Origin of the sequence: Pusillimonas sp. NJUB218, from assembly GCF_003788685.1 — a bacterium.
Lineage (GTDB): Bacteria > Pseudomonadota > Gammaproteobacteria > Burkholderiales > Burkholderiaceae_B > Neopusillimonas.
The window spans coordinates 1-23,696 of the sequence record NZ_NQMK01000001.1; the positions used below are offsets into that span (position 1 = coordinate 1).

21 protein-coding genes are annotated in these 23,696 nt (G+C 53.1%); 13 read left to right on the forward strand and 8 right to left on the reverse strand.

Features of this window, described 5'->3' with window-relative positions; translation table 11 throughout:
• Positions 1–121: 121 nt before the first annotated feature.
• From CHR62_RS00005 to CHR62_RS00050, 10 genes are all read left to right on the forward strand, one after another.
• Positions 122–1,354 (forward strand): lipopolysaccharide biosynthesis protein, encoded by a 1,233-nt coding sequence (locus CHR62_RS00005; protein ID WP_158609075.1) that lies wholly within the window; start codon positions 122–124, stop codon positions 1,352–1,354.
• Entirely contained in the window at positions 1,351–2,685 is a 1,335-nt protein-coding gene (locus CHR62_RS00010) for a hypothetical protein (protein ID WP_123659573.1), read from the forward strand. Before CHR62_RS00005 ends, CHR62_RS00010 begins: the two co-directional genes overlap by 4 nt.
• Before the next feature lie 24 nt (positions 2,686–2,709).
• Entirely contained in the window at positions 2,710–4,521 is a 1,812-nt protein-coding gene (locus CHR62_RS00015; protein ID WP_123659574.1) for a glucosamine 6-phosphate synthetase, read from the forward strand.
• An 88-nt stretch (positions 4,522–4,609) separates the two neighbouring features.
• Positions 4,610–5,770: a glycosyltransferase family 4 protein gene (locus CHR62_RS00020; RefSeq protein WP_123659575.1), complete on the forward strand. Its 1,161-nt coding sequence runs from the start codon at positions 4,610–4,612 to the stop codon at positions 5,768–5,770.
• A complete protein-coding gene (locus tag CHR62_RS00025; protein ID WP_199722868.1) occupies positions 5,767–6,360 on the forward strand; it encodes a sugar transferase in 594 nt (197 codons plus the stop codon). Before CHR62_RS00020 ends, CHR62_RS00025 begins: the two co-directional genes overlap by 4 nt.
• Positions 6,357–6,989 (forward strand): acetyltransferase, encoded by a 633-nt coding sequence (locus CHR62_RS00030; RefSeq protein ID WP_123659577.1) that lies wholly within the window; start codon positions 6,357–6,359, stop codon positions 6,987–6,989. Before CHR62_RS00025 ends, CHR62_RS00030 begins: the two co-directional genes overlap by 4 nt.
• A 17-nt stretch (positions 6,990–7,006) precedes the next feature.
• Positions 7,007–8,182 (forward strand): DegT/DnrJ/EryC1/StrS aminotransferase family protein, encoded by a 1,176-nt coding sequence (locus CHR62_RS00035; RefSeq protein WP_123659578.1) that lies wholly within the window; start codon positions 7,007–7,009, stop codon positions 8,180–8,182.
• Positions 8,183–8,354: 172 nt separating this feature from the next.
• A complete protein-coding gene (locus CHR62_RS00040; protein ID WP_123659579.1) occupies positions 8,355–9,299 on the forward strand; it encodes a Gfo/Idh/MocA family protein in 945 nt (314 codons plus the stop codon).
• Positions 9,300–9,335: 36 nt separating this feature from the next.
• Entirely contained in the window at positions 9,336–10,631 is a 1,296-nt protein-coding gene (locus CHR62_RS00045) for a nucleotide sugar dehydrogenase (protein ID WP_123659580.1), read from the forward strand.
• Positions 10,632–10,673: 42 nt separating this feature from the next.
• Positions 10,674–11,255, forward strand: a complete 582-nt coding sequence (locus CHR62_RS00050) for an acyltransferase (protein WP_123659581.1) — start codon at positions 10,674–10,676, stop codon at positions 11,253–11,255.
• 31 nt (positions 11,256–11,286) lie between these two features.
• Here CHR62_RS00050 and rfaH read toward each other — a convergent pair whose 3' ends face one another.
• The 5 genes from rfaH to CHR62_RS00075 all read right to left on the reverse strand — a co-directional run bounded on the left by rfaH (position 11,287) and on the right by CHR62_RS00075 (position 17,229).
• Positions 11,287–11,784 (reverse strand): transcription/translation regulatory transformer protein RfaH, encoded by a 498-nt coding sequence (gene rfaH, locus CHR62_RS00055; RefSeq protein WP_123659582.1) that lies wholly within the window; start codon positions 11,782–11,784, stop codon positions 11,287–11,289.
• A 16-nt stretch (positions 11,785–11,800) separates the two neighbouring features.
• Positions 11,801–13,672: a nucleoside-diphosphate sugar epimerase/dehydratase gene (locus CHR62_RS00060; RefSeq protein WP_123659583.1), complete on the reverse strand. Its 1,872-nt coding sequence runs from the start codon at positions 13,670–13,672 to the stop codon at positions 11,801–11,803.
• A gap of 116 nt (positions 13,673–13,788) precedes the next feature.
• A complete protein-coding gene (gene pgi, locus CHR62_RS00065) occupies positions 13,789–15,336 on the reverse strand; it encodes a glucose-6-phosphate isomerase (RefSeq protein WP_123659584.1) in 1,548 nt (515 codons plus the stop codon).
• Positions 15,337–15,349: 13 nt separating this feature from the next.
• Entirely contained in the window at positions 15,350–16,309 is a 960-nt protein-coding gene (locus CHR62_RS00070) for a glycosyltransferase family 9 protein (RefSeq protein ID WP_123659585.1), read from the reverse strand.
• Positions 16,310–16,314: 5 nt separating this feature from the next.
• A complete protein-coding gene (locus CHR62_RS00075; RefSeq protein ID WP_123659586.1) occupies positions 16,315–17,229 on the reverse strand; it encodes an FkbM family methyltransferase in 915 nt (304 codons plus the stop codon).
• A gap of 174 nt (positions 17,230–17,403) precedes the next feature.
• Between CHR62_RS00075 and CHR62_RS00080 the strand changes: the two genes are divergently transcribed.
• The 3 genes from CHR62_RS00080 (at position 17,404) to CHR62_RS00090 (ending at position 19,616) form a co-directional block, all read left to right on the forward strand.
• Entirely contained in the window at positions 17,404–18,279 is an 876-nt protein-coding gene (locus tag CHR62_RS00080; RefSeq protein ID WP_123659587.1) for an FkbM family methyltransferase, read from the forward strand.
• A gap of 47 nt (positions 18,280–18,326) precedes the next feature.
• Positions 18,327–18,818: a hypothetical protein gene (locus CHR62_RS00085; protein ID WP_123659588.1), complete on the forward strand. Its 492-nt coding sequence runs from the start codon at positions 18,327–18,329 to the stop codon at positions 18,816–18,818.
• 96 nt (positions 18,819–18,914) lie between these two features.
• On the forward strand, positions 18,915–19,616 hold the full coding sequence (locus tag CHR62_RS00090) for a FadR/GntR family transcriptional regulator (protein ID WP_123659589.1): 702 nt from the start codon (positions 18,915–18,917) through the stop codon (positions 19,614–19,616).
• Positions 19,617–19,629: 13 nt separating this feature from the next.
• Here the strand turns inward: CHR62_RS00090 and CHR62_RS00095 are convergent, their stop codons facing one another.
• The 3 genes from CHR62_RS00095 to CHR62_RS00105 all read right to left on the reverse strand — a co-directional run bounded on the left by CHR62_RS00095 (position 19,630) and on the right by CHR62_RS00105 (position 23,685).
• A complete protein-coding gene (locus CHR62_RS00095) occupies positions 19,630–20,427 on the reverse strand; it encodes a hypothetical protein (protein ID WP_123659590.1) in 798 nt (265 codons plus the stop codon).
• A gap of 126 nt (positions 20,428–20,553) precedes the next feature.
• The gene (locus CHR62_RS00100) at positions 20,554–22,176 is read right to left on the reverse strand and encodes a GMC family oxidoreductase (protein ID WP_123659591.1); all 1,623 of its coding nucleotides are present in this window, start codon (positions 22,174–22,176) and stop codon (positions 20,554–20,556) included.
• An 18-nt stretch (positions 22,177–22,194) separates the two neighbouring features.
• A complete protein-coding gene (locus CHR62_RS00105) occupies positions 22,195–23,685 on the reverse strand; it encodes an aldehyde dehydrogenase family protein (RefSeq protein WP_123659592.1) in 1,491 nt (496 codons plus the stop codon).
• Positions 23,686–23,696 lie beyond the last annotated feature (11 nt).

Consider the following 23,696-nt stretch of genomic DNA (forward strand, 5'->3'; position numbering starts at 1 on the left):
CTCACGGCGCGTTTTCTTGCGTTTGCCGACGTACTCGGCTTCGGAAAAACTCAACTGGCTCATCGGGTTCACTCGGATCGGGCTGTTTTCAATAACTTATATTCTGACAGGTTCGTTGGACTTGTTCAGAGGTTCCCTAACTCGGCTGTATACCCCTCAAGATTTTGGTATCTATGGTGTTTTTGTAGCCGTTTGCGCCACGATGGCTGGGGTCGCCGGTGGTCGTTTGGAATTGGCGATTCCGGTGGCTAAGACAGCGGATGTTGCCACTACATTATTGCTCTTGACAGGGTTAGTCGCTCTTCCTGCAAGTATTGTGCTATCGGCGTTTGTGGCCTGGTTGGGGCCGCTCTTTGGGTTGGGGCCAGCCTTGGGCGGCGAAATGGCATATTGGTTGCCAGTAGCCGCATTTTCAATTGTTGTCTTCCAGGCCGTTAACTACTGGCTGTTATGGAATAAAGACTATTCAAGGGCGGCCAGAGCGCGGTGGGTGCAGGGCGGGGCTTTGGCTACCGTGCAATTAGGGGCAGGGTATTTGGCTTTTGGGTCCTGGGGGCTCTTGGTCGGCCACACTTTGGCTCAATTGCTGGGTGGGCTAATCGGGGGGGGCGCAACAGCGGCGAAGCGGGCGATGGATGTGGCTTCTCAACTGTCATGGAGAAAATGTACGGCTCTGCTGCGGGCACATCGAAATTATCCGTTTGTTATGGCGCCTGCAGCCCTGCTGAATATGTTGGGGCAACATATGCCTATCCTTTTAATTGGTGGGCTTTACGGTGTGAAGGCTGCGGGCTTCTATGCCATTGCGCAAAGGGTTTGTGGTGCACCTTTGGCGCTAGTGGGGCAAGCGATTGGTCAAATATTTGCTGCAGAGGCGCCGAACCTGATGCAGCGATCGCCCGAAAATATGTTGCTTACATTTTCCAGGCTTATTAGGTACATGTTTCTTGGGGGCGGGCTTTTTATAATAGTACTTGTCGTTGCTGCGCCTATTGTGGTGGGTTTCGTCTTTGGCAAGGAGTGGGTAGATGCTGGGGTTTTGATGCAGATACTCAGCTTTGTGTTTGTGTTGGAGTTTGTTGTGACGCCGGTATCGTTAACGTTGAGCTTTATGGGGCATCACAGCCGGCAATTATGGTGGGATGTAATTCGGCTGTCGGGTATTCTGGCGACCTTTGCATTGGCTACAGTGTTGGCGCTAAGCCTATACCAAGCCATGGTGGTGTTGGCCATCGTATTATCTTTGAGCCATATTTACCTGCTAAGGTTGATGTGGAACGGGTTAAAAAAACTGTCGCCTGAGGATGTGGGTTCGGATGCCAGTGCTTTGCGTGCGGACGAGATTGAACGATGAGAGTCAGAACGGGTGCTTTTGAAAGGTTGGGTTCCCTTTTGGCTTGGTTTCTTGGGGTTGTTTTTTTTCGCCTTTCGTTAGATGTTTCTTACGTTGCTTTTGTCAGCGTAGATCTCTGGGGGGATGGCTTTCCATACAGCCTGAATTGGGGGCGTGTGGTCGAGTCATGGGCCTTACTGGTTTGTATTGTTGTGATCACGCCCAGGCAGTTTAAAAGGCCATCAGACTTTCTGACTCTGATGCTGTGTGTGCTTTGCATGATTCCAATCACCAGTTATTACTGCTGGGCGGGGGGGGCAAGCGTTTGGTTTTGGGCGCTGGGGTTTCAGTATGTGCTGTTTTGCTTTGTTTTGGCAGGCACGAACCGTTGGAAGGTAAAAGTGTGGAGGCCCAAGTCGGGGGGGCGGTACGCCTCCGCACTCATCATCGCAATTCTGGTGCTGTGTCTGTTCCGTATACTTCAGGTTGGGGTTCTGGATCAGATTGCATTCGGCCTAGAGCCAGAGCTTATCTATAATCGACGAGCCTTTGTTTCTTCCCAGGTTGAGGTCGGGGTATGGGGGTACTTGGTCAGTTGGATGGTCAAAGTATGTGCAATATATTTGCTGGTCGACGGGGTTGCTAGTCGTAAGTGGGGCCGGGCGTTATTTGCGGGTGTGGCATGCATAATGTTGTTTGGCCTTTTTGCGCATAAAGCCATGCTGCTTGGGGCTATCACCGCAACATTGTTATTGTTGTTATGGCCGTTAATTTCAAGTCGCTTTGCGGTGGTTCCCGCTGGCCTGGCTCTTTTGATGTTGGCGATGTTTGCCTCCGTATCCATGCTTGATACCTACCTGTATCAAAGCATTTTTACTCGCCGTTTGTTCTTTATCCCTGCTCGGCTCGACTTTTTGTATTACGATTTTTTCTCGACACAACCCTCGCTACTATTTTCTAATAGCTTTTTAAAACATGTGTTTGAGTATCCCTTCGACAAACCTTATCCGTATGTTATAGGGGATCACTCGGGTATCGGGGGGGTAGATACGGCAGCTAACAATGGCTTTCTTGCGACCGGATACATGCAGTTGGGTTGGCTAGGCGTAGTTGTTTACCCGATTGTAGTTGCTGGTTTGGTAAGTTTGGTCAATGTGTTTGGTGCTAAGTCGCCGGGCTTTACCGCAGCGGTGTGTTTTTATCCATTTGCGGCATTATTTACAAGCAGCGACTTGCCGACGGCAGTGCTGACCCATGGGATTGCGCTTCTGCTGCTACTGTTGTGGCTAGACGGCGATAATTCTGTTCATGAACATGATGGGGAGTGTTGGGCTTCTCATCTACGCAATTAAAGCGTTAGTTAGGTAACTATATATATGTGTGGGATTTTTGGTGTTGTTTCGTCGGCACCGGTTGGTCAAGATGACCTTGGCGTATTGGTAACCCATGCTCAGCAACGCGGACGCGACTCCAGTGGCTTGTTGACCCTCTCGGGCGGGAACTATCATGTATTTAGAGCCGATTATCCAAGCACGAGGCTTGTTGGCGAGGTTCGGCCGTACCTATGTCATGTGGTACTGGGGCACAGTAGGCTGATTACAAATGGTTTGAGTGATAACCAGCCTGTTGTGCGAGACGGTGTTTGTGTTTTGCACAATGGTATCGTTGTGAACGATGAAGCCATTTGGCCTAAGCTTGGTAAGCAGCGCGAGCTACAGATCGACACCGAGGCAATCGCCGCCATTGCTTCAGCTCACCTCGACTCAGGACAAAGTTTGGAAACATTGCCCGAAAAGGTGCTCGAACTGTGTCGGGGAGTTGTTGCCTGCGCGTTGTCGATCCCTCGTCTGGGCAAACTCTGTCTTTTCTCTAATAATGGCAGCCTCTATATCGGGAACAAGGGGCAGGCAACATATTTTTCTTCCGAACGTTACCCATTGAGCGTCATCGGCTGTGAGAACATTGATCAGGTGCGAGATGCCGTTTTTGTCGACATCCCTATATCTTTCGACGATATTGCGGTCAGCGATCGTCGCGAACGCAAGACTAATTTAATCCCTGGGCTGTCCCTCTCGGGAAGGGAAGAGAAGCTGCTTGTCCATCGTAAGCATAATTTGCGTCGATGCACCAAGTGCCTGCTGACCGAGACGATGCCTTACATCAGTTTTGACGCCGCAGGTGTTTGTAACTACTGCCACCATTACCGTTTGCGTAATAAGCCGCGACCCAAAGAAGAACTGTTCGCACTGGTTGAGCCGTATCGACGCTTGAAAGGAGACGAATGTATTGTTCCGTTCTCTGGGGGGCGTGACAGTTGCTATGGCCTGCATCTTATTGTCAACGAATTAAAGATGCGCCCGGTTACTTATACCTATGATTGGGGTATGGTGACAGATCTTGGGCGGCGTAATATTAGCCGCATGTGCGCAGAGCTTGGCGTCGAAAATATCATCGTTGCAGATGACATTGATAAGAAGCGCAGGAACATTGCCAAGAATCTCGCGGCCTGGCTCAAGTCTCCCCACCTTGGGATGATCAGCATCTTGACGGCAGGCGACAAGCACTTCTTTCGCCATATCGAAACAGTTAAAAAGCAGACCGGCATTAGCCTTAATTTGTGGGGGGTGAATCCGCTTGAAGTGACCCATTTTAAAGCGGGCTTTCTGGGCGTGCCGCCAGACTTTGAAGAGAAACGTGTTTACTCGCATGGCGCTATGAAGCAGTTGCGCTACCAGTACCTACGTCTTAAGGCGATGATGCAAAGCCCCGGATATTTCAACAGTTCTTTATGGGACACTTTGTCGGGTGAATACTATCGTAGTTTTTCAGAAAAAACCGACTACTATCATATTTTCGATTATTGGCGTTGGGACGAGAGACAGATTGACAGCACCTTGGCTGAGTATGAGTGGGAGAAGGCACCCGATACCAATACCACTTGGCGTATCGGAGACGGCACAGCTGCTTTTTACAACTATATCTACTATACGGTGGCAGGTTTTACCGAGCATGATACGTTCCGTAGCAATCAAATTCGAGAGGGTGATTTGACTCGCGAAGAAGCGCTAGACTTGGTGCTAGACGAAAATAGGCCTCGGTACCCCAATATAAAGTGGTACCTCGACGCGCTAGGAATGGATTTCACCGAGGTGATTTCGGTGGTGAATTCAATGCCTCGGATGTATTAACGTGTCTTTGAAACCCTGTATTTGGTACGTGTCTAAGTATGTGGCCCCGCCAGCCAAGGTTAGCGCGGGTGGACGAGGTTATCTCATCATGCGGGAGTTCGCCCGCATGGGTTACCGAAGCGTGATCATCACTTCTGATTCGAACCGGCTGGCTGAGGTGCCTTCACTTGATTCACCCTACCTGCTTCAAGAGGCAGACGGCATCCAGCTGTGCTGGGTGCGAACGGCGAAATACACAGTGGCAAAATCACTGCGTCGCATCATTAGTTGGCTGGATTTCGAGTGGCGGCTTTGGCGATTACCTAAAAGTAGGTTACCCAAGCCCGACGTCGTTATAGTTTCTAGCTTGTCTCTACTGACTATTTTGAACGGTTTTCTATTGCGTCGGCGGTATCGATGTCGTTTGATAATGGAGATTCGCGATATATGGCCGCTAACAATCACGGAAGAGGGGGGCTTTAGCACCCGGAGCCCATTAGTCTTAGCCCTTGGGTTTATCGAGAAGCTGGGCTACCGCTATGCTGATGCTGTAGTGGGTACGATGCCGAATCTTGGCGAGCATGTCGCTGGTGTGTTGGGGAAACCGCGCACGACACACTGTATTCCAATGGGCGTCGATGAAACAGCTCTGGCGGCCAGCGAGCCTCTGCCAGCTGACTATGTCGAAAAATATATTCCACGGGATAAGTTTATCGTAGCGCATGCGGGCACCATCGGTATCACGAACGCACTGGACACGCTGCTTGATTGTGCCGAGTTAATGCGTGAGGATTCCCGCGTACATTTCCTTGTTGTTGGCGAAGGCGACTTACGCGAACACTATCAGCGCAAGTATGCTCACTTGGATAATCTTACCTTTGCGCCCCGAGTGCCCAAGCAGATGGTTCAGTCCGTCCTGTCATTATGTGATTTGTTGTACTTTTCGGTTCACGTTTCGACGGTCTGGAAGTATGGCCAGTCCTTGAATAAGGTCATTGACTATATGTTGGCAGGTAAGCCTGTAGTTGCGTCTTACACAGGTTATCCTTCTATGATTAATGAGGCTGGCTGTGGCAGTTACGTGCCAGCAGGCGATGTGGATGCGTTGGCTGCTGAGGTACAACGCTATGCCGATATGACGGATCTGCAGCGTAAGACCATCGGCGGTCGCGGTCGGGAGTGGATCCTTACCCATCGTCGCTATCAGACGTTGGCACAGAACTATCTGCCTATCTTGTTCGATCAGAACGATCTAAAGGTGTCGGGGTGAAGAGGCTCTTCGATCTAATCATGTCTTTGCTTTTGTTGCCTGTTCTGGCGGTGCCATTGTTGCTGCTGTGGGTCTTAATTCGTTTCAAACTTGGTAGTCCGGTGCTTTTTCGGCAGGTACGCCCCGGTATGCACGGGAATGCGTTCACGATGGTGAAGTTCCGTACGATGACGGACAAACGTGGTGAAAATGGTGAGCTTTTGCCGGACGCGCAACGACTTACATCGTTGGGGCGCTTTCTTCGCGCGACGAGTCTTGATGAGCTACCTGAATTATGGAATGTTCTGCGGGGCGAGATGAGTTTCGTAGGGCCTCGGCCTTTGTTGATGGAATACTTGCCGCTATATACCGCTGAGCAGGCCCGCCGTCACGAGGTGCGCCCTGGTATCACCGGTTGGGCGCAAGTAAACGGTCGTAATACGTTGAGCTGGGAAGATCGATTCAGGCTTGATGTTTGGTATGTTGATCATCGTAGTTTTTGGCTTGATTTGCGAATTTTATGGCTTACGGTGCGCAAGGTTCTAGCGCGCGACGGTATCAGTGCGCCTGGTGAAGCGACAATGCCCAGGTTCACGGGGGGGAAGTCGTGAAACGATTGGCACTGCTTGGCGCTGGTGGTCATGGCAAAGTTGTCGCCGATATGGCTGGGCTAGTAGGCTGGGATAAGATTTCTTTCTTCGACGACGCTTGGCCCCAGCTAATACGTAATGGACATTGGGGGATAGTGGGCGACTCTACTGTTTTGCTATCGCGTTTGTCGCAATTTGATGGTGTTTTGGTTTCCATTGGCGATTGTGAAATGCGCTGGGAAAGACATAGTGTGCTGCAATCTGCTGGTGCGGTTATGGCAACAATTGTTCATCCCGCAGCCATAATCAGCCCTTATGCGACGCTAGGCGCTGGCACGGTGGTCATGGCCGGTACGGTTTTGAACGTCGACGTCGCCATCGGTCAGGCTGCGATTATTAACACTGGCGCTACGGTTGACCATGACTGTCGCCTTGGCGATGCGGTGCATATCTGCCCAGGCGCGCATCTTTCCGGGAACGTACGGGTTGGCAATCGTAGTTGGGTGGGTGTGGGGGCAGTTGTAAAGCAAGGGATTGTCATTGGTGAAAAGGCCTTGGTAGGCGCTGGTGCCGTGGTGGTCAGGAATGTTGCCGCTGGGCTGACGGTGGTTGGTAACCCCGCGCGATCTGTCGTTGTCCCTACTAATTAGAATCGGAATAGAAAGCGATGCTGAATACGCCATTTTCACCTTGGCCGAGTTTCACTCTTGAAGAGGCCGAGGCCGTCCAGAGTGTCCTGCTTTCGAACAAGGTTAATTATTGGACCGGCAATGAGTGCCGTGAGTTCGAGCGGGAGTTTGCCGATTGGTGCGGGAGTCGCTATGCGGTAGCGCTGAGCAACGGTACGCTTGCGCTGGACGTTGCGATTAAGGCTCTTGGCATCGGGCCCGGGGACGAGGTTATTGTTACGCCCCGTACATTTATTGCTAGCGTTTCAAGCGTGGTCAATGCAGGCGCGACGCCGGTATTTGCAGACGTCGAGGCTGACAGTGGCAACCTCTCGGCGCGTACGATCGAAAAGGTACTTAGCCCTCGCACTCGTGGCGTTATTTGCGTGCATCTTGCTGGGTGGCCATGCGACATGGACCCGATCATGACCATGGCTGATGCACATGGCTTTCGTGTCATTGAGGACTGCGCGCAGGCTCATGGTGCCCAGTATAAAGGGCGTAGAGTCGGTAGCATTGGCCATATTGGTGCCTGGAGTTTTTGTCAGGACAAGATCATGACCACGGGTGGCGAGGGCGGCATGGTGACAACTAATGACGAGACCTTGTGGCGTGCGATGTGGGCGTATAAAGATCACGGCAAAAGCTACGCGGCCGTATATGAAAGGCAACACCCACCAGGATTCCGGTGGGTGCATGAAAGCTTTGGCACAAATTGGCGCATGCTGGAGATGCAAGCCGCGATAGGCCGGATTCAGTTGAATCGTATGCGTGCATGGCATGAACAACGGGCCTTTAATGCAACGACGATACTTGAAACCTGTTCTCAGCTCGAAGCGCTGTATGTCCCCGCTATACCCGAAAGCAGTACGCATGCTTTTTATAAGTGCTATGTCTACTTGCGTCCGGAGAGATTGGCGTTGGGCTGGAGTCGGGATCGTATCATTGAGGAAATTAATCGTCGTGGAGTCCCGTGCTATCAAGGTTCTTGCTCTGAGGTTTACTTGGAAAAGGCCTTTGAGGGCTCTGATTGGCGCCCTGAACCCAGGTTGCCGATAGCCAAGAGTCTAGGTGAGACCAGCCTAATGTTCCTCGTGCATCCTACATTAACGCCAGACGAAATCTTCAAGACTTGCGAGGCAATTAGATCGGTTGTGTCAGCCGCTACGGCTTGATTTGGGTTGTGGCGTTTGAAGGACAGATGGGAGTAGATTGTTTGTTCTAAAATCCAAGCGCGACGATCAAATTTTACGTCTTAAAATGTTACATGCGATGGGTTCCGTGTTTGCGGTATGGCTTGTTGCGTTGTTCTCTTAATTGCAGTTTCTTTTTTCACTATTGAGTTGCATGAAAAATTTCGCCCTCATCGGTGCCGCAGGGTACATTGCGCCACGGCATATGCAAGCCATTAAGGCTACCGGCAACGACTTGGTTGCCGCGCTAGATATTAACGACTCGGTTGGCATTATTGACAGCCATTTTCCAAATGCTGAATTCTTTACCGAGTTTGAGCGTTTTGACCGTCACGTTGATAAATTGCGGCGCGCAGATGACAACCGCAAAATCAATTATGTGTCGATCTGCTCCCCCAATTACTTGCACGATTCTCATATGAGGTTCGCATTGCGGTCGGGCGCCGATGCTATCTGTGAAAAGCCGTTGGTGTTGAACCCATGGAACATCGACGGCCTGTTAGATATAGAAAAGGACACTGGCCATAAGGTCAACACCATTTTGCAGTTGCGTGTTCACCCATCTATTGTTGCGTTGCGTGAACGCGTAAAACAAGGCGCAAAAAACGGTAAACACGATGTTGATCTGACGTACATCACATCCCGTGGGCATTGGTACTTGCAGTCCTGGAAGGGTGACCTGAAGAAGTCGGGTGGTATTGCTACTAACATTGGCGTTCACTTTTTCGATATGTTGCATTTTATTTTCGGTGAGTTGCAGGGTAATGTCGTTCATCACTCGTCCGATACAAAAGCTGCTGGGTTTCTTGAATACGAAAAGGCCCGGGTACGTTGGTTCTTGTCGGTTGATTTTGAGGATGTCCCAGAGGCGCAGCGCAATGCAGGCCAGCGTACGTTCCGTTCAATAACTGTCGATGGCGACGAGATTGAGTTTTCGGGCGGGTTTACCGATTTGCACACCCGTAGTTACGAAGAGATTTTGGCCGGTCGTGGGTTTGGTCTAGAAGAAAATCGCACGGCAATTGCAACCGTAGCTGAAATTCGCAACGCGGCAATTGCGCCGCTGGTTGGCGACTACCATCCCTTCCTAAAAAAATAAATTCCTAGGCCTGCGCGGCCTATTCGGAGAACAACAATGGATCTTGGGGATCAAAAAATCGCCATTATTGGCTTAGGCTATGTTGGCTTGCCGCTGGCGGTCGAGTTTGGTAAGCAACGTGCGGTGCTGGGCTTTGATATTAACGAAGCGCGTATTGCCGAGCTTCGGTCAGGAATTGACAGCACACTTGAGGTCACTTCCGCAGACCTGAAGGCGGCCCCGCACCTTGTCTTTAGCAGTCAGCGGGCTGACTTGGAATCGTGTGGCGTTTTTATTGTGACGGTACCCACGCCTATTGATACCGCCAACCGCCCAGACCTGACCCCGATTGTTAAAGCTAGCGAAACCGTCGGTAAAGCGCTTAAGCCTGGTGCAGTTGTTATATACGAATCTACTGTATTTCCGGGTTGTACCGAAGAGGTATGCGTTCCTATTCTGGAGCGTGTGTCGGGCCTGAAGTTTAACGTTGATTTTTTCTGTGGCTACAGCCCAGAGCGTATCAACCCAGGTGACAAGGTCAATACTTTAACTACCATACGCAAGATTACGAGTGGTAGCACGTCCGAAGTGGCGGAAGCTGTTGATGCTTTGTATGGCAGCATTATTAAGGCAGGCACCTGGAAAGCCAGTAGCTTGAAAGTAGCTGAGGCCGCCAAAGTCATTGAGAACAGCCAGCGCGATTTGAATATCGCGTTTGTGAACGAATTGTCAGTGATTTTTGATCGATTGGGCATTGATACCACCGAAGTTCTTGAAGCCGCTGGCACCAAATGGAATTTTTTGCCATTTCGCCCTGGGATGGTGGGCGGCCATTGCATTGGTGTCGACCCCTATTATTTGACCCACAAAGCCGAAGAAGTGGGGTACCACCCGCAGGTTATTCTGGCGGGGCGCCGCATTAACGATAATATGGCGCGTTATGCTGCTCGCAACGTCATTCGCCTTATGCTCAAGAATGGTATTGACGTAGCGCGTAGTACGGTCGGTATTATGGGCATAACCTTCAAAGAAAATTGCCCTGATATCCGCAATAGCAAAGTCGTTGATTTGGTCAAAGAGCTAAAAAACTGGAATGTAAACGTCGTTATTACAGACCCATGGGCGAATGCGGACGAGGTGCAGCACGAGTATGGTCTTGAACTAGGGGTTATTAACGACGCTAACCCAGTAGATGCTTTGGTGGTTGCTGTTGGCCACAACGAGTTCAGGTCTTTAACGTTACCCCAATTACGCGCCTTGTGTCGGTCGCCTCAACCGGTGTTGGCCGACGTTAAAGCTCTGTACGACCGGCATGCTGCGGTAGCGGCTGGCTTCACCGTCTTCCGTTTCTAAGCCCGCCATACGTTCAAGCGGCAATTCTTCCTCGGAGTTTTAATGAATTACAGCGTTCATCCGTCGGCCATTGTCGACGACGGTGCCCAGGTCGGCGAAGGCAGCCGCATCTGGCATTTTGTGCATGTGTGCGGCGGTGCCAAAATTGGTAAAGGCGTTTCGTTGGGCCAGAATGTGTTTGTGGGCAATAGGGTCGCAATAGGCGATAAATGCAAAATCCAGAATAACGTCAGCGTTTATGACAACGTCACGTTGGAAGAGGGGGTTTTTTGCGGCCCAAGTATGGTTTTTACTAACGTGTACAACCCACGTGCCCTGATTGAGCGTAAGAACGAATACCGCAATACGCTAGTTAAGCGTGGCGCCACTTTGGGTGCAAACTGCACCATTGTTTGTGGGGTAACTGTTGGCGCTTTCGCCTTTATTGGTGCCGGAGCTGTAGTTAACAAAGACGTTCCCGACTATGCGTTGATGGTGGGGGTACCTGCCCGCCAGTTGGGATGGATGAGTGAGTATGGTGAACAAATTCCGTTGCCCGTAGATGGGGCCGGTGAGTATCTGTGCCCCCATAGCGGGCAGCGTTATAGGTTAAATGGCAAAATTTTAAAGCGAGTGTCGCAATAACCGATTTAACGCAATCGTTAGCTTTTGCGGGTTAATTGGCGCTTCGTAGTAACTTAGGGCTGATTTTCAAAGTTACGGGTTTGCTTATCAACTCTATTAGTACCATGGCGCGTTGTTCTCCATCGTTCATCTGGTAAATTCCTTCAATACCCGAAAAGGCACCGCCGGTAATAAGTACTCTTTCACCGGTCGAAAGAAAACGTTCAGGATTGCAGTGAGCAGACGCTTCTTGTTGGCGTAGTTTCTCAATAAGGGGGCTATCTATTTTTTGGGGATCGCTGCCAAACATTACTAAACGACTGACTCCTCGAGTGGATCTGATAGGAGTCCAACTTTGGGCGTTATGGCTGTTGCCGAGTTGGATGAATAGGTACCTGTGGAATAAGGGCTCTTGGCAAATAATAAGGCGTCCACTTTTCAATCGCTCAGTCGTAATTAGCGGTAAGTAGCATGTGTATCCCTGTCGCTCAAGGTTCTGTAAGGCGCAATCCTCTTGGCGCGGTTTAGTGTGGATCAGGTACCACTGCATTCGTTATGCCTTGTTTTTACAAGCAAGTAGTGCTTATGTTGCCAGACTGCTTTGATTCAGCAGGTGGTTGGTACTCAGGTATCCATTGATGCAACAGATCGCGAACCTCTTGATCAGTAAAGTGTTTGCTAAAGTGCGAATGAATAAGGGTTGTAAGAAATGTGTCGAATTGCTGAGCAACACTGCGCGCTTGCGCAATGCGCAACTTGTCATGGTGGGTAGGCACGGTATGTTCGTTGTTCGCTAACAATTCTTCGTACAGCTTTTCACCGGGACGCAAGCCAGTGAACTGTATGGCTATGTCTTCCTCATTAAATCCAGATAGCCGGATCATATTTTTGGCGAGGTCGATAATTTTGATTGGCTCACCCATATCCAGCACGAAAATTTCCCCGCCTTTCCCCATAGAGGAGGCTTGCAGCACCAGTTGCGCAGCTTCTGGGATAGACATGAAGTAGCGGGTGATTTCGGGGTGTGTGACTGTAACGGGACCACCGTTGGCAATTTGTTCTTGAAATTTGGGTATGACGCTGCCGGTGCTGCCCAGCACGTTGCCAAAGCGCACCATTTGAAAACAGGTGGTGCCATTACCTTTGCGTTGCAATACTTCACAGGCCATTTCGGCCATACGTTTTGTGGCCCCCATTACGTTGGTGGGGTTGACCGCTTTGTCGGTTGAAATCAAAACGAAACGTTCGGCTTTCAGGCGTAGGGCATGTTGGCCTACTAGCCAGGTGCCTAGCGTATTGGTGCGTAAGGCCTGCCAGGCATTGTGGTCTTCCATTAGGGGTACGTGTTTGTATGCGGCTGCATGGAAGACGACTTGGGGTCGCCATTCGTCAAAAATAATTTGCAAGCGGTGGTTGTCTTTGACGTCGCCGGCCAGGGGCACAATGGTGGTGCCTGGGCTATTAGTACGAAACCATTGTTCAATACTGTAAAGCGCAAATTCGCTGGCATCTAAAAGCAGAATTAGAGCGGGATCAAAACGTGCCAATTGGCGACACAGCTCACTGCCGATTGATCCACCTGCACCGGTAACTAGCAGGCGTTTGCCTTTAAGTATTTCGGCGACGTTGCCTGCATCGATGTTGACGGCGGCACGGCCCAGAAGATCTTCAATTTTTACTGGTCGCATGGCATTGATTGCAACCCGCCCACTCATTAGCTCGTTCAAGCCGGGTACCGTAAATAGCTGTGCCTTGGCATGGCTGACGGCCTGTGTGACCTGCTGTAAAACGTTGCGGTTGGCTGACGTTGACGCCAGTATGGCGTGTTGTGCCTCGTGGCGAATAAGGGTTTGTTCAAGCGTATTGGTGCCGCCTTCAACCCGGCATCCCGCCACTTCCAGGCCCCATTTGCCGGGGTCGTCATCGACAATCGCAACAACTTGCCAGTCGGGGCTACGCTCTAATTCGCGTACTAGCATAGCGCCTGCCGTGCCTGCGCCTATAACCACTACGGGTTTGCCTTGGCCGCGTCTGGGGTTATATAGGCGGTGTTCTTTGTACATGCGCCAGGCAATGCGCCCACCCCCCATAAGTAGTAACAGCAGTATGGGGTACAAAAGCACAATAGACCGAGGTACTGTCACGTGTTGTGGGGCCAGAGAGGCAACAATTAACAGCACTACGGCTGAGCTAGCGACCGCTTTAAGCACCCGGCGAAGATCCGGAATACTGGCAAAAATCCACATGCCGCGATACAGGCCCGCCCATCGGCAGGCAATGGCTTGGGTGATTAATAATGGTATAAGACCAATCCCGAGTGATTTTTCGTAACCGTACGGCCACTCAAAATTGAAGCGTAATAGAAAGGCGCCCAGCCAAGCTGCGACAACGCAGAGCAGGTCGAATAGTAAAACAAGCGTAGAGCGCAACGATTTCATGTGTGACGATTTGATAATGCTTTAACTTGTGAGACAGTGTTCGGTAAGGGATTGCCTCGGTAGCAAATGTGTTTTTGCGCCGCTAAAGCGGCCAAAAAACGAAAGTTCACGGCGGATTATAGGGGGCGAGTGCGCGGGTTGAGCGTATTCACCCAATGGCGCGTAGAGACGTCGTGGGTGCCGCCAGTTTGGGCCTTGTGCAAAATTGAGTCTGTAATGTTGCTGGCCAACAGCTTGCCATACTCCACCCCCCATTGATCGAACGGGTTAATGTTCCAAAACACCGCCTGGGTGAATACTTTGTGCTCGTATAGGGCCAGCAATGCGCCCAGGGTATAGGGTGAAAGTTGCGGCAGCACAATTAGGTTAGACGGTCGCCCGCCCGGGTGGGTGCAGTGTTTGGCCAGGGCCTGGGCGTGTTCTGCAGTTAGGCCACGGGCCAAGCCCTCTTCGTAGGCTTGCTCTAGGGTTTTGCCGTTTAATAGGGCCTCGCGTTGGGCCAGGCAGTTGGCCAGCAGGCGGGTGTGGTGCTCGGGCCAGACGTGGTCGGCGTTTTGGCACACAATAAAGTCGGCCGGGGCGCCATCGCTGCCTTGGTGCAGCCACTGAAAAAACGTGTGTTGGGCGTCGGTGCCGGGCATGCCCCATACGGCGGGGCCCGTGGCCATGGCCACGGGGTTGCCGTTAAGGTCTACCGACTTACCTAACGACTCCATTTCTAGTTGCTGCAAATAGGGTACCAAGTAGCCCAGTCTGAAGTCGTAGGGGGCGATGTTTAACGACCCGTACCCTAGAATGCTGCGGTTAATAACGCCGGCCAGCGCCATTTGCACGGGGGCGTTGCTGGCAAATGGGGCGTGGGCAAAATGGTGGTCCATGGCGGCGGCGCCAGCATGCAGGCCGGCCACGGCTTCTGTGCCTACGGCCAGTGCAATGGTTAGCCCTACCGACGACCACAACGAAAACCGCCCGCCGACCCAGTCCCACAGTTTAAAGATGCGGCTGGGGTGTGCACCCCAGGCCTTGGCCACGTCGGGTTTGGCGGTAATGGCCACAATATGTTGGTAGGGGTCGGCAATGCCGGCGCCTTTTAGCCATTCGACCGCGCGCTGGGCGTTCTGCAGGGTTTCGCTGGTGGTAAATGACTTGGATGCCACCACAACCAGGGTGTCGTGCGGGTCTAGGCCGGCCATGGCGCCGGCCATGGCATGGCCGTCGATATTGGCGGCAAAGCGTACGTTGCGCCATGTGCCGGCGTAACCAAAAGCGCCTACGGCCAGGCGTACGCCCCAGTCGCTGCCACCAATGCCTATGTGTATGACATTGCGCCAGCGTCTTTCGGCGTCGGCCAGGCGCACAAAGTCGGTAACGCGCCGTCGTTCTTCGGCCACTTCGCGAACGGGGGCGGCGGCTCGCAGGGCCGTGTGCCACGCAGCGCGGCCCTCGGTAGGGTTGGCGATGCCGCCGTTTAGCAAAGCGTTGCGTCGTTCAGCAAATTGGTGGTGGTCTAACAGGGCCTGCGCGGCAACGGCAATGTCTTCCGACCAGCGCTGTGAACTGACGTCCAGTGTTATTCCTGCGGCTGGAATTAAGCGCAAAGTGTCTTTTGACAGCTGCGTTTGCTGAACGGCGCGTTCTAGGTTTTGCCAGAGGGTGGTGTGCATGGGCGTGTGGCTTTCAGGCGGCTGCGGCAACAAGGGTTGGGGAGCGCTCCAGCACGGCCATACAGGCAGCTTCGACGCGTTCGACAGACACCGATTGTATGTCGATTGTGCCCTGTGGTGGCGTTACGGCGCGGGTGTTCGGGCGCTGCCAAAACCATTCGGGGTTGGGCTCGTTAAACAGGCCTACGTAGGGGGTGCCTGTATTTTGCGCAATATGCGACGGCCCGCAGTCGTTGGCTACAATGAGCTTGGCATTCAGGCACAGGTCGGCAATGTCGGCCAGGGGGCGGCTAACCAGCAGGCGGAAGTTTGGAAGGTTAAGTTGTTGCAGTTGGGCCAGCTCGTCGGTCTCCGCGGGGCCCAAAATACAGGTAAAGGTGGTGTTTGGCCCCAGGTGGTGACGCAGGCGTAGGGCTAGTGCGGTGTAGTTGGCAATACCCCATCGCTTGAAGGTGCCGGCGCCGCCGCCCACCATAAAGACCACATCGGTGTGTTCGACGGGCGCGGCTTTTTGGCTGGCCAGCCAGGCCATGCTATGGCGTGCGGCCTGGCTAGGGTCAAACGGGCGTAGCGTGCCAAGCAGTTGCAGGTTGGCCAGGCCAATGTACTGGTCAATGTCTTTGGGCAGGCGGTGCGTCCATAAGAAGTCGGTGGCGCGTTTGTTTTTAAAGCCTAGCCGCACAGGTATGCGTTTGATGGCGCCCAGCAGGCTGTAAAGTTCGCTGCTGTGGTGCAGTGCAATGATGATTTCGGTGTCTTTGGCAATGCTGCGGTACTTTTGTGCGGCCGTGGTGGCGTGAACAAACTGATGTACCCACGGCAGTTGGGTGTAATAGTTGCCCACCGGGTCGTGCGCGACCACGGTTACCTGATGGTTGGGGTATTGCTGGTGCAACTGGTACAGCAAGGGGTAGCCCACCAATTGGTCACCCAAAGCGTGCATGCTTCGAATAAAAACTATGATGCTGGCCATGGTGTTTACGCGTGTTGCAGGTGCAAAATGTAGTTGCCAGCCGCGTTGGCAGTGTCAACAGGCAGCAGGGTGGTACGGCTGCGCAGGCCGCTAAAAAAACCGGGTTTGTGTTCGTTTAGCAGGTAAAGCTGGGTCCGGGCGGTTGTTTGTGCCAGTACGTCGCTTAGGTCAAGGCCGTCTTTCCAGTTTTCAAACACAATGTAGGCGCTAAGGCTGGGCGGCAGGGCCGTGGCAATGGCCGTTAGTACTTGTTTTTCGTAGCCTTCTACGTCAATTTTAATGGTGCCCTGGCGTGCGCCGCGGGCGTGCAGGTCGTTAAACAGCTGGCCCAGTTTTTCGGTGGCGGGTTCAACCTGTACGTCAAAAATGTCGTAATTTTTGGGGTCAAACGTACTGTAGCGGTCTTTGCCCGCCAGCAGGGCATCGTCATATTCGTTGTCGGCCGACTTAATAAAAGCCCCGCCCCAGTTGTGGGCAGGTACGTACAGTTGCAGGGTTTCTTTTTGGGTGCCCAGGGCATATTCATGAATATGGTAGGGGCGGTCGCGCAGCGCGATGCGGGCGTTGACGTGCAGAATATGCAGGCAGTTGGGGTTGGGTTCAAACAGGTGTACTTCGTTGTAATGCTGCCCCGATTGGCACGACGACAGCCCAATGTTGGCGCCAATATCCAGTAAAAAATGGTTGTGGCCAATGTGGGCCAGGTGGTCTAGCAGTTGCTTGGTTTCGGGCTCGTAAACGCCGTCGAGTATGGCGGGGGTCGATATCTGGTCGGTAGGGCGCAAAAACAGTGGCAGGGCACGCTTGGTTAGCCGTTTGTACAGGCTGTTGGCCCATTTTTGTTTACGGTGCTCGCGGCGGGTTTTAGCGTAGGCAAACTGCAGCAACGCGTTGTTTGGCGTGTTGTGGGGCATGGGCATGGGTAAACCGGAGTTGGCGCCCCGGCAATTGTGCCCAAGGCGGTGTTACAAAGTATATCGATAATTATAACGGGGCAGGTTGGCCCGGGGGGCGCTGGCTATAATGGCTTGCCCCTTTTATTGGTTGCTTGTGCTGGTAGTTACAGCGGTGGCGGCCCAGTCCAACAACTCAACATGACACAACCCGAAATCACACAAACGCAATGGGCTCGTAACCGCTACGGGCAGCGCATTCTTATCGACCCCCAAGACTTTATTGGCCGCAAGGTGCTGCGTAATGGGGTGTACGACCACGAAACCTTGGCGTTTGTCGAGCAGTTGTTTGCCCGCCTGCAGCCGCGTACGGTGCTGGATGTGGGCGCCAATATTGGTAACCATACTTTGGTGTTTAGCCGGTACGCGCAGCGGGTGCTGTCGTTCGAGCCGGGTCAAAAGGCTTTTGGTATGTTGCGCCAAAATGTACAGGTCAACCATTTGACGCACGTTAGTGCGCTTAATTTTGGCTTGTCTAACGCTAACTTACGGCAAACCTTGTATGTTGAAACGTCGGGTAATTTGGGCGAATCTAGCCTTACCTTGGCCAACTTGACCAGCCCGCATTTTGTAGAAGACCTGATCGAATTGCGGGTGGGCGACGAGGCGCTGGCTGAACAGGGGGTTGGCGACGTCGATTTCATCAAGGTTGATGTGGAAGGGCACGAGCAGTTTGTTCTTGAGGGGATGCGCAATACCATTGCGGTACAACGGCCTGTGGTCTTAATGGAATGGGAAATGGATAAAGACTGGGTGGTAGGGGCGCTGCAAGGCGGCGAGCTGCTGCCAGGTTATGTGGCTTACCCGTTAATTTGGAACACGAGTTGGGAATACTGGCGCACGCAGTCGCTGGGCTGGCTGCGCCGGTCGTGGTTACGGGTGTTTGGCCGCAAGCAGCGCGTGCCTTGTCCATTGGCGGTATGCGCAGGCTTTGGCCGGGTCAGTGATATTTTGCTGGTGCCCGAAGAAAAGGTGGGGGTAGTGGCGCCGTTGGTTTATACCGGGCGGGCGCCGTGAGCTTATCGGTGTGTTGTAAGCAGGTAAGCAGGAACAAGGAGTAAACCATGAAATCTCGCATCATGACGCGGGGAGCCCTGGCGGAGTACGGGGCCAGAAAGTCGTGGGCCAGTGTTTGGTTAGTGCCGCTTGTGTTGGCGTTGTCGGCGTGTGTGGGGCCAATTACCGATGATGACAACACTCCTGCAGGCACCGTCGAAACCATTACCGACGCCGCTAAACGCCCTGCCACTGCTGCCGAGCAACAGGCGGTTTTAAAAGCCTTGTCGTCGGTACCAGGGGCGGTATCAGTTCAGGTTGATGCGCTGCAGGTGCAAGACAGCATTGGCCCGGTACGCGCGTTTTGCGCGCGGGCCAGTGGCTTGGGCGAACGCGCCCAGGTAAAGGCGCCGACAGGTCTGCTCTCGGGTTTAAATCAGCCGACAACGCCGCCGGCCAATGTGTCAGGCATGCTTAAAACAGTCGACGGCAAAGACTTTGCGTTCGATTTTCGCTTCGGTACGTTTGCAGCCCAGCGCTGCGAAGCAATGGGGTTTTAATTTGGTTTGGTCGACCAGGTCAATTGGTTGTTTTGGTTGGTTTTGGTTTATGATGACATAACGCCGTATTTGCAATGAACCAATTTGAAGGTGTTTATGCGCACAAACCAAAACCCAAACATTGCCGGTAGCCAGGCATCTAACCTGATCGAGCTATTGCGTGCTCGTCTGGCTACACAGCAAGCATTGCCTGCCGAGCGGGTGTTGGCTGACGAGTTGGGTGTGACGCGCTATCAGTTGCGCCGGGCATTAACTGTTCTTAGAACCAAAGGTGAACTTGAGATTCCCGCTGCGCGCAAGTCGTCGCCATCTGTGCGAGGCCGTGAAGCGTTGATTCGTGATACGAATCCTCTGGAGGTGATTGAGTTGCGACTATTGCTGGAACCTGGTTTTGCGCGGTTGGCAGCACTTAGGGCAACCCCTCAAGACATTTCCCGTCTTCAAAAAGCTTGTCATACTCCGCCAGATGCCGATCGTGGCCAGACAGATCAGGCCTTTCATAAATTGGTGGCTGCGGCCTCTGGCAGCACGCTGATTGCTGATTTTTATAATTTGCTAAGGCAGGTGGGCAGTGATGCACGGCTGCATGTTTCGCGTCCGACGGCGCAAAGCGCCGAGCGCATAAAAAAGCGGGATGAGGAACATGCTGCGATTGCCGAAGCCATTGCTGCTCGAGACCCCGACCGCGCTGAAGCGGCGATGCGCGGTCATTTGCTGTATGTTCAAGCACAGATCATGAGCCGGATTAGCCCCGCATCGTACCCGGCTTCAACCCCTGCCGAGCGTGAAGTGGCCTGAGGACAGGGAGGGCTTAGCAGCACGATTCGCAGCAGACGTCGGGGTTTAGTAAGTTGTCCGGGTGCCAGCTCTTGCGACCAAAGCCAAGCGCGGCAATGAGCTGTTCGGCAAGTGTGCTTGAAGGGTCGGCCGATTCAACCGGTTGGTAGGGTGGAATGAACTGATGGGTAATACGCTCTGCCAGTTCAGGCCGATGTTTGCCGACAGCTTTGATGGCTTCTGCTCCCGAAAAGTCAATGATTCTGGTCTCCGGGCCAGCCACACGCATAAGTAGTTTCTCTATTGCTGATTGATTGGCGTCTTGCCAGTCGGCGGGTATAAGCAGCCAGTCAAGAGGCGCTTTTGGGTGGCTGTCGCACATGTCGAGATCGATCAGTATGCCTTCGGCCTGGGCGCTCTGTGCGCGCGCAAGCAAGCCTTTTGATAGGGGTGATGCGCCTAGGAACCCGATGCGTACAGCGTAAAGGCTTGACGTGAATAACGACCCTGAAAAGCGTCGTAATGGTTTCTTCCCTAAAACAGTTTCATTGTCGCTTTTTGCCAGGTTTTGAGCTTCGGTGGTCAACACGCGCCACATGATTTCTTCAAGGGGGTTTTGTGGCTTGGATGGAAAGCCGGTAGCACGAATACCGGCCTCGGTCAGGGCGCTTAAGTCTACGAATTTTGGAGTTTCGTTGGTTAGGCAGATGGCGCGCAGATGCGGCAGTTGGGCAATGATATCTCTTTCAAACTTGATGTTGTCTTCACTGGTAATGACGCCGGCGACATTCCGCATTAATTGCAGTGCGTGCTCGCTCTGTCCTGTGGGCATGCATGAAACTTGCACGTCGAAAAAGAACGAGAGACGCTGAAGCGCAGCCGACGATAGCGGGAAGGTGCTTAGAACGCGATGCTTATAAGAACCGAGCATAATTTTTGGTAGTGCTGTTGATGGAAATCAGAGAGGAGACTGCGCGTGCCCACGGATGAAATCGGCGGCACGCTCGGCGATCATGATGACCGGGGCGTTGATGTTGCCCGACGTAAGATCGGGCATGACAGAGGCATCGACGACGCGTAGACGGTCGACACCATGAACGCGCAGTTGGCTGTCAACGACGGCCATGGCGTCGTCGCTGGCGCCCATTCGACACGTGCTTGCCGGGTGATGCACTGTGATGGCTGTTTTCCTTATAAATGCGTCAAGCGCTTCTTCGGATTCGCAGGCCGGCCCGGGGGCGATTTCTTTGTCGATATACGGAGCAAGGCTGGGTTGTTTGGCGATTTCGCGTATGTGACGAATCGATGCCCGGATGGACTCCCAGTCTTTTTCGCTGGACAAAAAATTTTGAAAAATTTTGGGTGCTTGCGTGGGGTCTGCGCTGGCAAGTTCGATTTTTCCGCGGCTTTCCGGATGCAGAAGCACAGTTCGACATGCGAAGCCATCTTCAAACGGCTGCTTGAACGGTTTTAAATAGGGCCAGGCTGCCAGCGGCGCTGCAGTCAACAACATTTGAATATCAGGCGTTTGCATGCTGGCTTGGCTTTTCAGGAAAGCGACCAATCCACCCGGGACGTCGGAGGCGAAGCCTTTGCCAAACAGGTAGGCATTGATCATTGCGGGGCCAATTTTGTCCAGCCGCATCATTTTTAGGAAAGGGCTAGGCGACTTTCGTTTGTACATCACAATGGTTGACACATGGTCTTGCAGGTTTTGACCAACGCCTTTTAAATCCATTTGGCATTCGATGCCATGTCGATGTAAATGATTTGCGTCGCCTATGCCCGATAGCATGAGTAATTGGGGCGTATTAATCACGCCGCCGCTTAGCAGAACCTCGCGATCGGCATGAATGATTTTGCGCTGGCCGTTTTCAACGAGTTCGATGCCTGTGGCGCGTCCATTCTGGATAATGACTCTTGTGACAAGCGCATTAACCTTGATGCTAAGGTTTCGGCGCATTAGGGCTGGGCGCAAATAGGCGACGGCTGCACTGCAGCGTTTGCCGTTCTTAATGCTCATTTGCAGACGGCTGAAACCGACTTGGTGAGCTGTGTTGTAGTCGTCGGTCCAGCCGTGGCCTGCGGCCTTTGCTGCTTCGGCATACGCGGCGGTTAAGGGGTCTTCGTAAGTGCAGCGTTGCACGCCGATAGGGCCGCCACTACCCCGCTCGGTGTTGTTGCCTTGGGGAAAGTCTTCTTGTTTTTTGAAGTAAGGTAGTACGTTATCGTAAGACCAGTCGGGCAGGCTGTACTGACTTGCCCAGCGGTTAAAGTCTTGCGGGTTGCCACGAACCCAAGCCATGGCGTTGGTCGAAGAAGATCCGCCAACGACTTTACCCCTGGCACATTCAACCCGCCGGCCATCAACATGGGGTTCGGGCTCCGAAAAGTACATCCAGTCGTGCAGCCGCTTTTGGAAAATTTTGCCCCAACCCAACGGGATATGTATCAGAGGGTCGCGGTCCCAGTTGCCAGCCTCGATAATAAGTACCCTGGCTTCAGGGTCTTCGGTTAGGCGGTTCGCAAGCGTACAGCCGGCCGATCCGGCGCCCACGATGATGTAGTCAAAGCTTTGCATAGTCAGGCAACATTAACCTTAGGCTGCGACACGGCGCAGGCTGATGTGAATATTTTTCTCTTGGGTAAAGGCGAGCATTTCGCCGAGGCATTCGTCGCGCCCGATGCCCGATTGCTTATTGCCGCCGTAGGGTGCTCCCAGAAAGTGCTTGCCTACTTCATTAACCCAAACCGCACCGGCCTCAACGCTATTGGCAGCGCGATGCGCTCTTTCAAGGTCATTCGTCCAAATGGCGCAGGTCAGCCCGTACTCAAGTGCGTTGACCTCTTCAATCACTGCTTGTTCGTCCGTCCATTTCATGACGGCTAGAATTGGACCAAAGACTTCTTCTCGGGCAATGCGCATATCGGGTGATACGTCGGCGAAGACGGTGGGTTCAACGTAATAGCCGCTTTGTAATGCCGGATCGGCGGGCACATTTCCGCCATAGACCAGTCGGGCACCTTCGTCGTGGGCAGACTGAATGTAATCAAGAATTTTCTGGTGCTGGGCGGCGTTGATAACGGCGCCCATGGTGGTGTTGGGGTCGGTAGGGATGCCAGGGACGTATTGGGCGCAGTGTGTCTTTATGCGTTCAATAACGGCGTCGTAAATTTCAGCATGCACAAAGGCGCGGCTGGTAGATCCGCAAGACTGCCCGCACCAGGTGTAGTTCATTCCGTCAACAATGGCCTGTGCCACTGCATCGGGGTCAACATCGGGGTAGGCAATGAAGGCATTCTTGCCACCCAGTTCTAGTTGCACTGGCTTTAGCGTTTCGGCGGCTTGCCGCATGACTGCGCGCCCGGTGCCGACGCTTCCTACCAGCCCGATCATGGCGACGTCTTTGTGTGATACGAGGGCTGAGCCGACTTCGGCGCCACCAGGAAGAACAGAGAAAACGCCCGGCGGGAGCATGTCACCGATGATTTCGGCCAGTCGCAAGGCCGACAAAGGGGCTTGTTCGGGCGGCTTGATAATGACGGCATTTCCGGCTGCGAGTGGTGCTGCTGCTTTGCCGGCTGCGAACAGGAAGGGGTGGTTAAAGGCGACAATTCGTACTGCGACGCCGACAGGCTCGCGTACCGTGAGGTTGACGGCATCTGGCCCCATGGGGATGGAGTCCCCTTTAATTTCGGTGACCAGTCCGGCAAAAAATTCGAAAAGTGCCGCTGCTGTAAGTACGTCAGCGCCCATCTCTTTGACAGGATTGCCACAGTCGGCAGCATCGAGCAGAGCAATCTCTTGGGTGTGTTCACGCAGTTTTACGGCGATTTGTTTGAGGATGCGGGCACGAGCCAACGGCGGGGTATTGCGCCAGGTCTTGAAGCCTTCCACTGCATGCGCAACTGCTGCATCGGCATCTTGTTCTCCGGCAATAGCGACTTTGCCAAGGTTTTGCCCCGTCCCGGGGCTTAAAACGTCGACATAGTTGCCATCTTTCGGTTTATGCCACTGGCCACCATAGAAAAGCTCGCGGTGGGCAGGTAGCGTTAGAGAGATGCTGTGCTCGGAACGGGGATTATTCATGGCGATAGCTT

Bases quoted from the DNA above. Each gene is read 5' to 3' on its own strand.
- CHR62_RS00100 (WP_123659591.1), bottom strand. From the start codon at position 22,176: ATGCAAAGCTTTGACTACATCATCGTGGGCGCCGGATCGGCCGGCTGT.
- CHR62_RS00040 (WP_123659579.1), top strand. From the start codon at position 8,355: ATGAAAAATTTCGCCCTCATCGGTGCCGCAGGGTACATTGCGCCACGG.
- CHR62_RS00105 (WP_123659592.1), bottom strand. From the start codon at position 23,685: ATGAATAATCCCCGTTCCGAGCACAGCATCTCTCTAACGCTACCTGCC.
- CHR62_RS00075 (WP_123659586.1), bottom strand. From the start codon at position 17,229: ATGCCCATGCCCCACAACACGCCAAACAACGCGTTGCTGCAGTTTGCC.
- CHR62_RS00050 (WP_123659581.1), top strand. From the start codon at position 10,674: ATGAATTACAGCGTTCATCCGTCGGCCATTGTCGACGACGGTGCCCAG.
- CHR62_RS00085 (WP_123659588.1), top strand. From the start codon at position 18,327: ATGAAATCTCGCATCATGACGCGGGGAGCCCTGGCGGAGTACGGGGCC.
- pgi (WP_123659584.1), bottom strand. From the start codon at position 15,336: ATGCACACCACCCTCTGGCAAAACCTAGAACGCGCCGTTCAGCAAACG.
- CHR62_RS00095 (WP_123659590.1), bottom strand. From the start codon at position 20,427: ATGCCCACAGGACAGAGCGAGCACGCACTGCAATTAATGCGGAATGTC.
- CHR62_RS00015 (WP_123659574.1), top strand. From the start codon at position 2,710: ATGTGTGGGATTTTTGGTGTTGTTTCGTCGGCACCGGTTGGTCAAGAT.
- CHR62_RS00070 (WP_123659585.1), bottom strand. From the start codon at position 16,309: ATGGCCAGCATCATAGTTTTTATTCGAAGCATGCACGCTTTGGGTGAC.
- CHR62_RS00090 (WP_123659589.1), top strand. From the start codon at position 18,915: ATGCGCACAAACCAAAACCCAAACATTGCCGGTAGCCAGGCATCTAAC.
- CHR62_RS00020 (WP_123659575.1), top strand. From the start codon at position 4,610: ATGCGGGAGTTCGCCCGCATGGGTTACCGAAGCGTGATCATCACTTCT.
- CHR62_RS00080 (WP_123659587.1), top strand. From the start codon at position 17,404: ATGACACAACCCGAAATCACACAAACGCAATGGGCTCGTAACCGCTAC.
- CHR62_RS00045 (WP_123659580.1), top strand. From the start codon at position 9,336: ATGGATCTTGGGGATCAAAAAATCGCCATTATTGGCTTAGGCTATGTT.
- CHR62_RS00035 (WP_123659578.1), top strand. From the start codon at position 7,007: ATGCTGAATACGCCATTTTCACCTTGGCCGAGTTTCACTCTTGAAGAG.
- rfaH (WP_123659582.1), bottom strand. From the start codon at position 11,784: ATGCAGTGGTACCTGATCCACACTAAACCGCGCCAAGAGGATTGCGCC.
- CHR62_RS00010 (WP_123659573.1), top strand. From the start codon at position 1,351: ATGAGAGTCAGAACGGGTGCTTTTGAAAGGTTGGGTTCCCTTTTGGCT.
- CHR62_RS00060 (WP_123659583.1), bottom strand. From the start codon at position 13,672: ATGAAATCGTTGCGCTCTACGCTTGTTTTACTATTCGACCTGCTCTGC.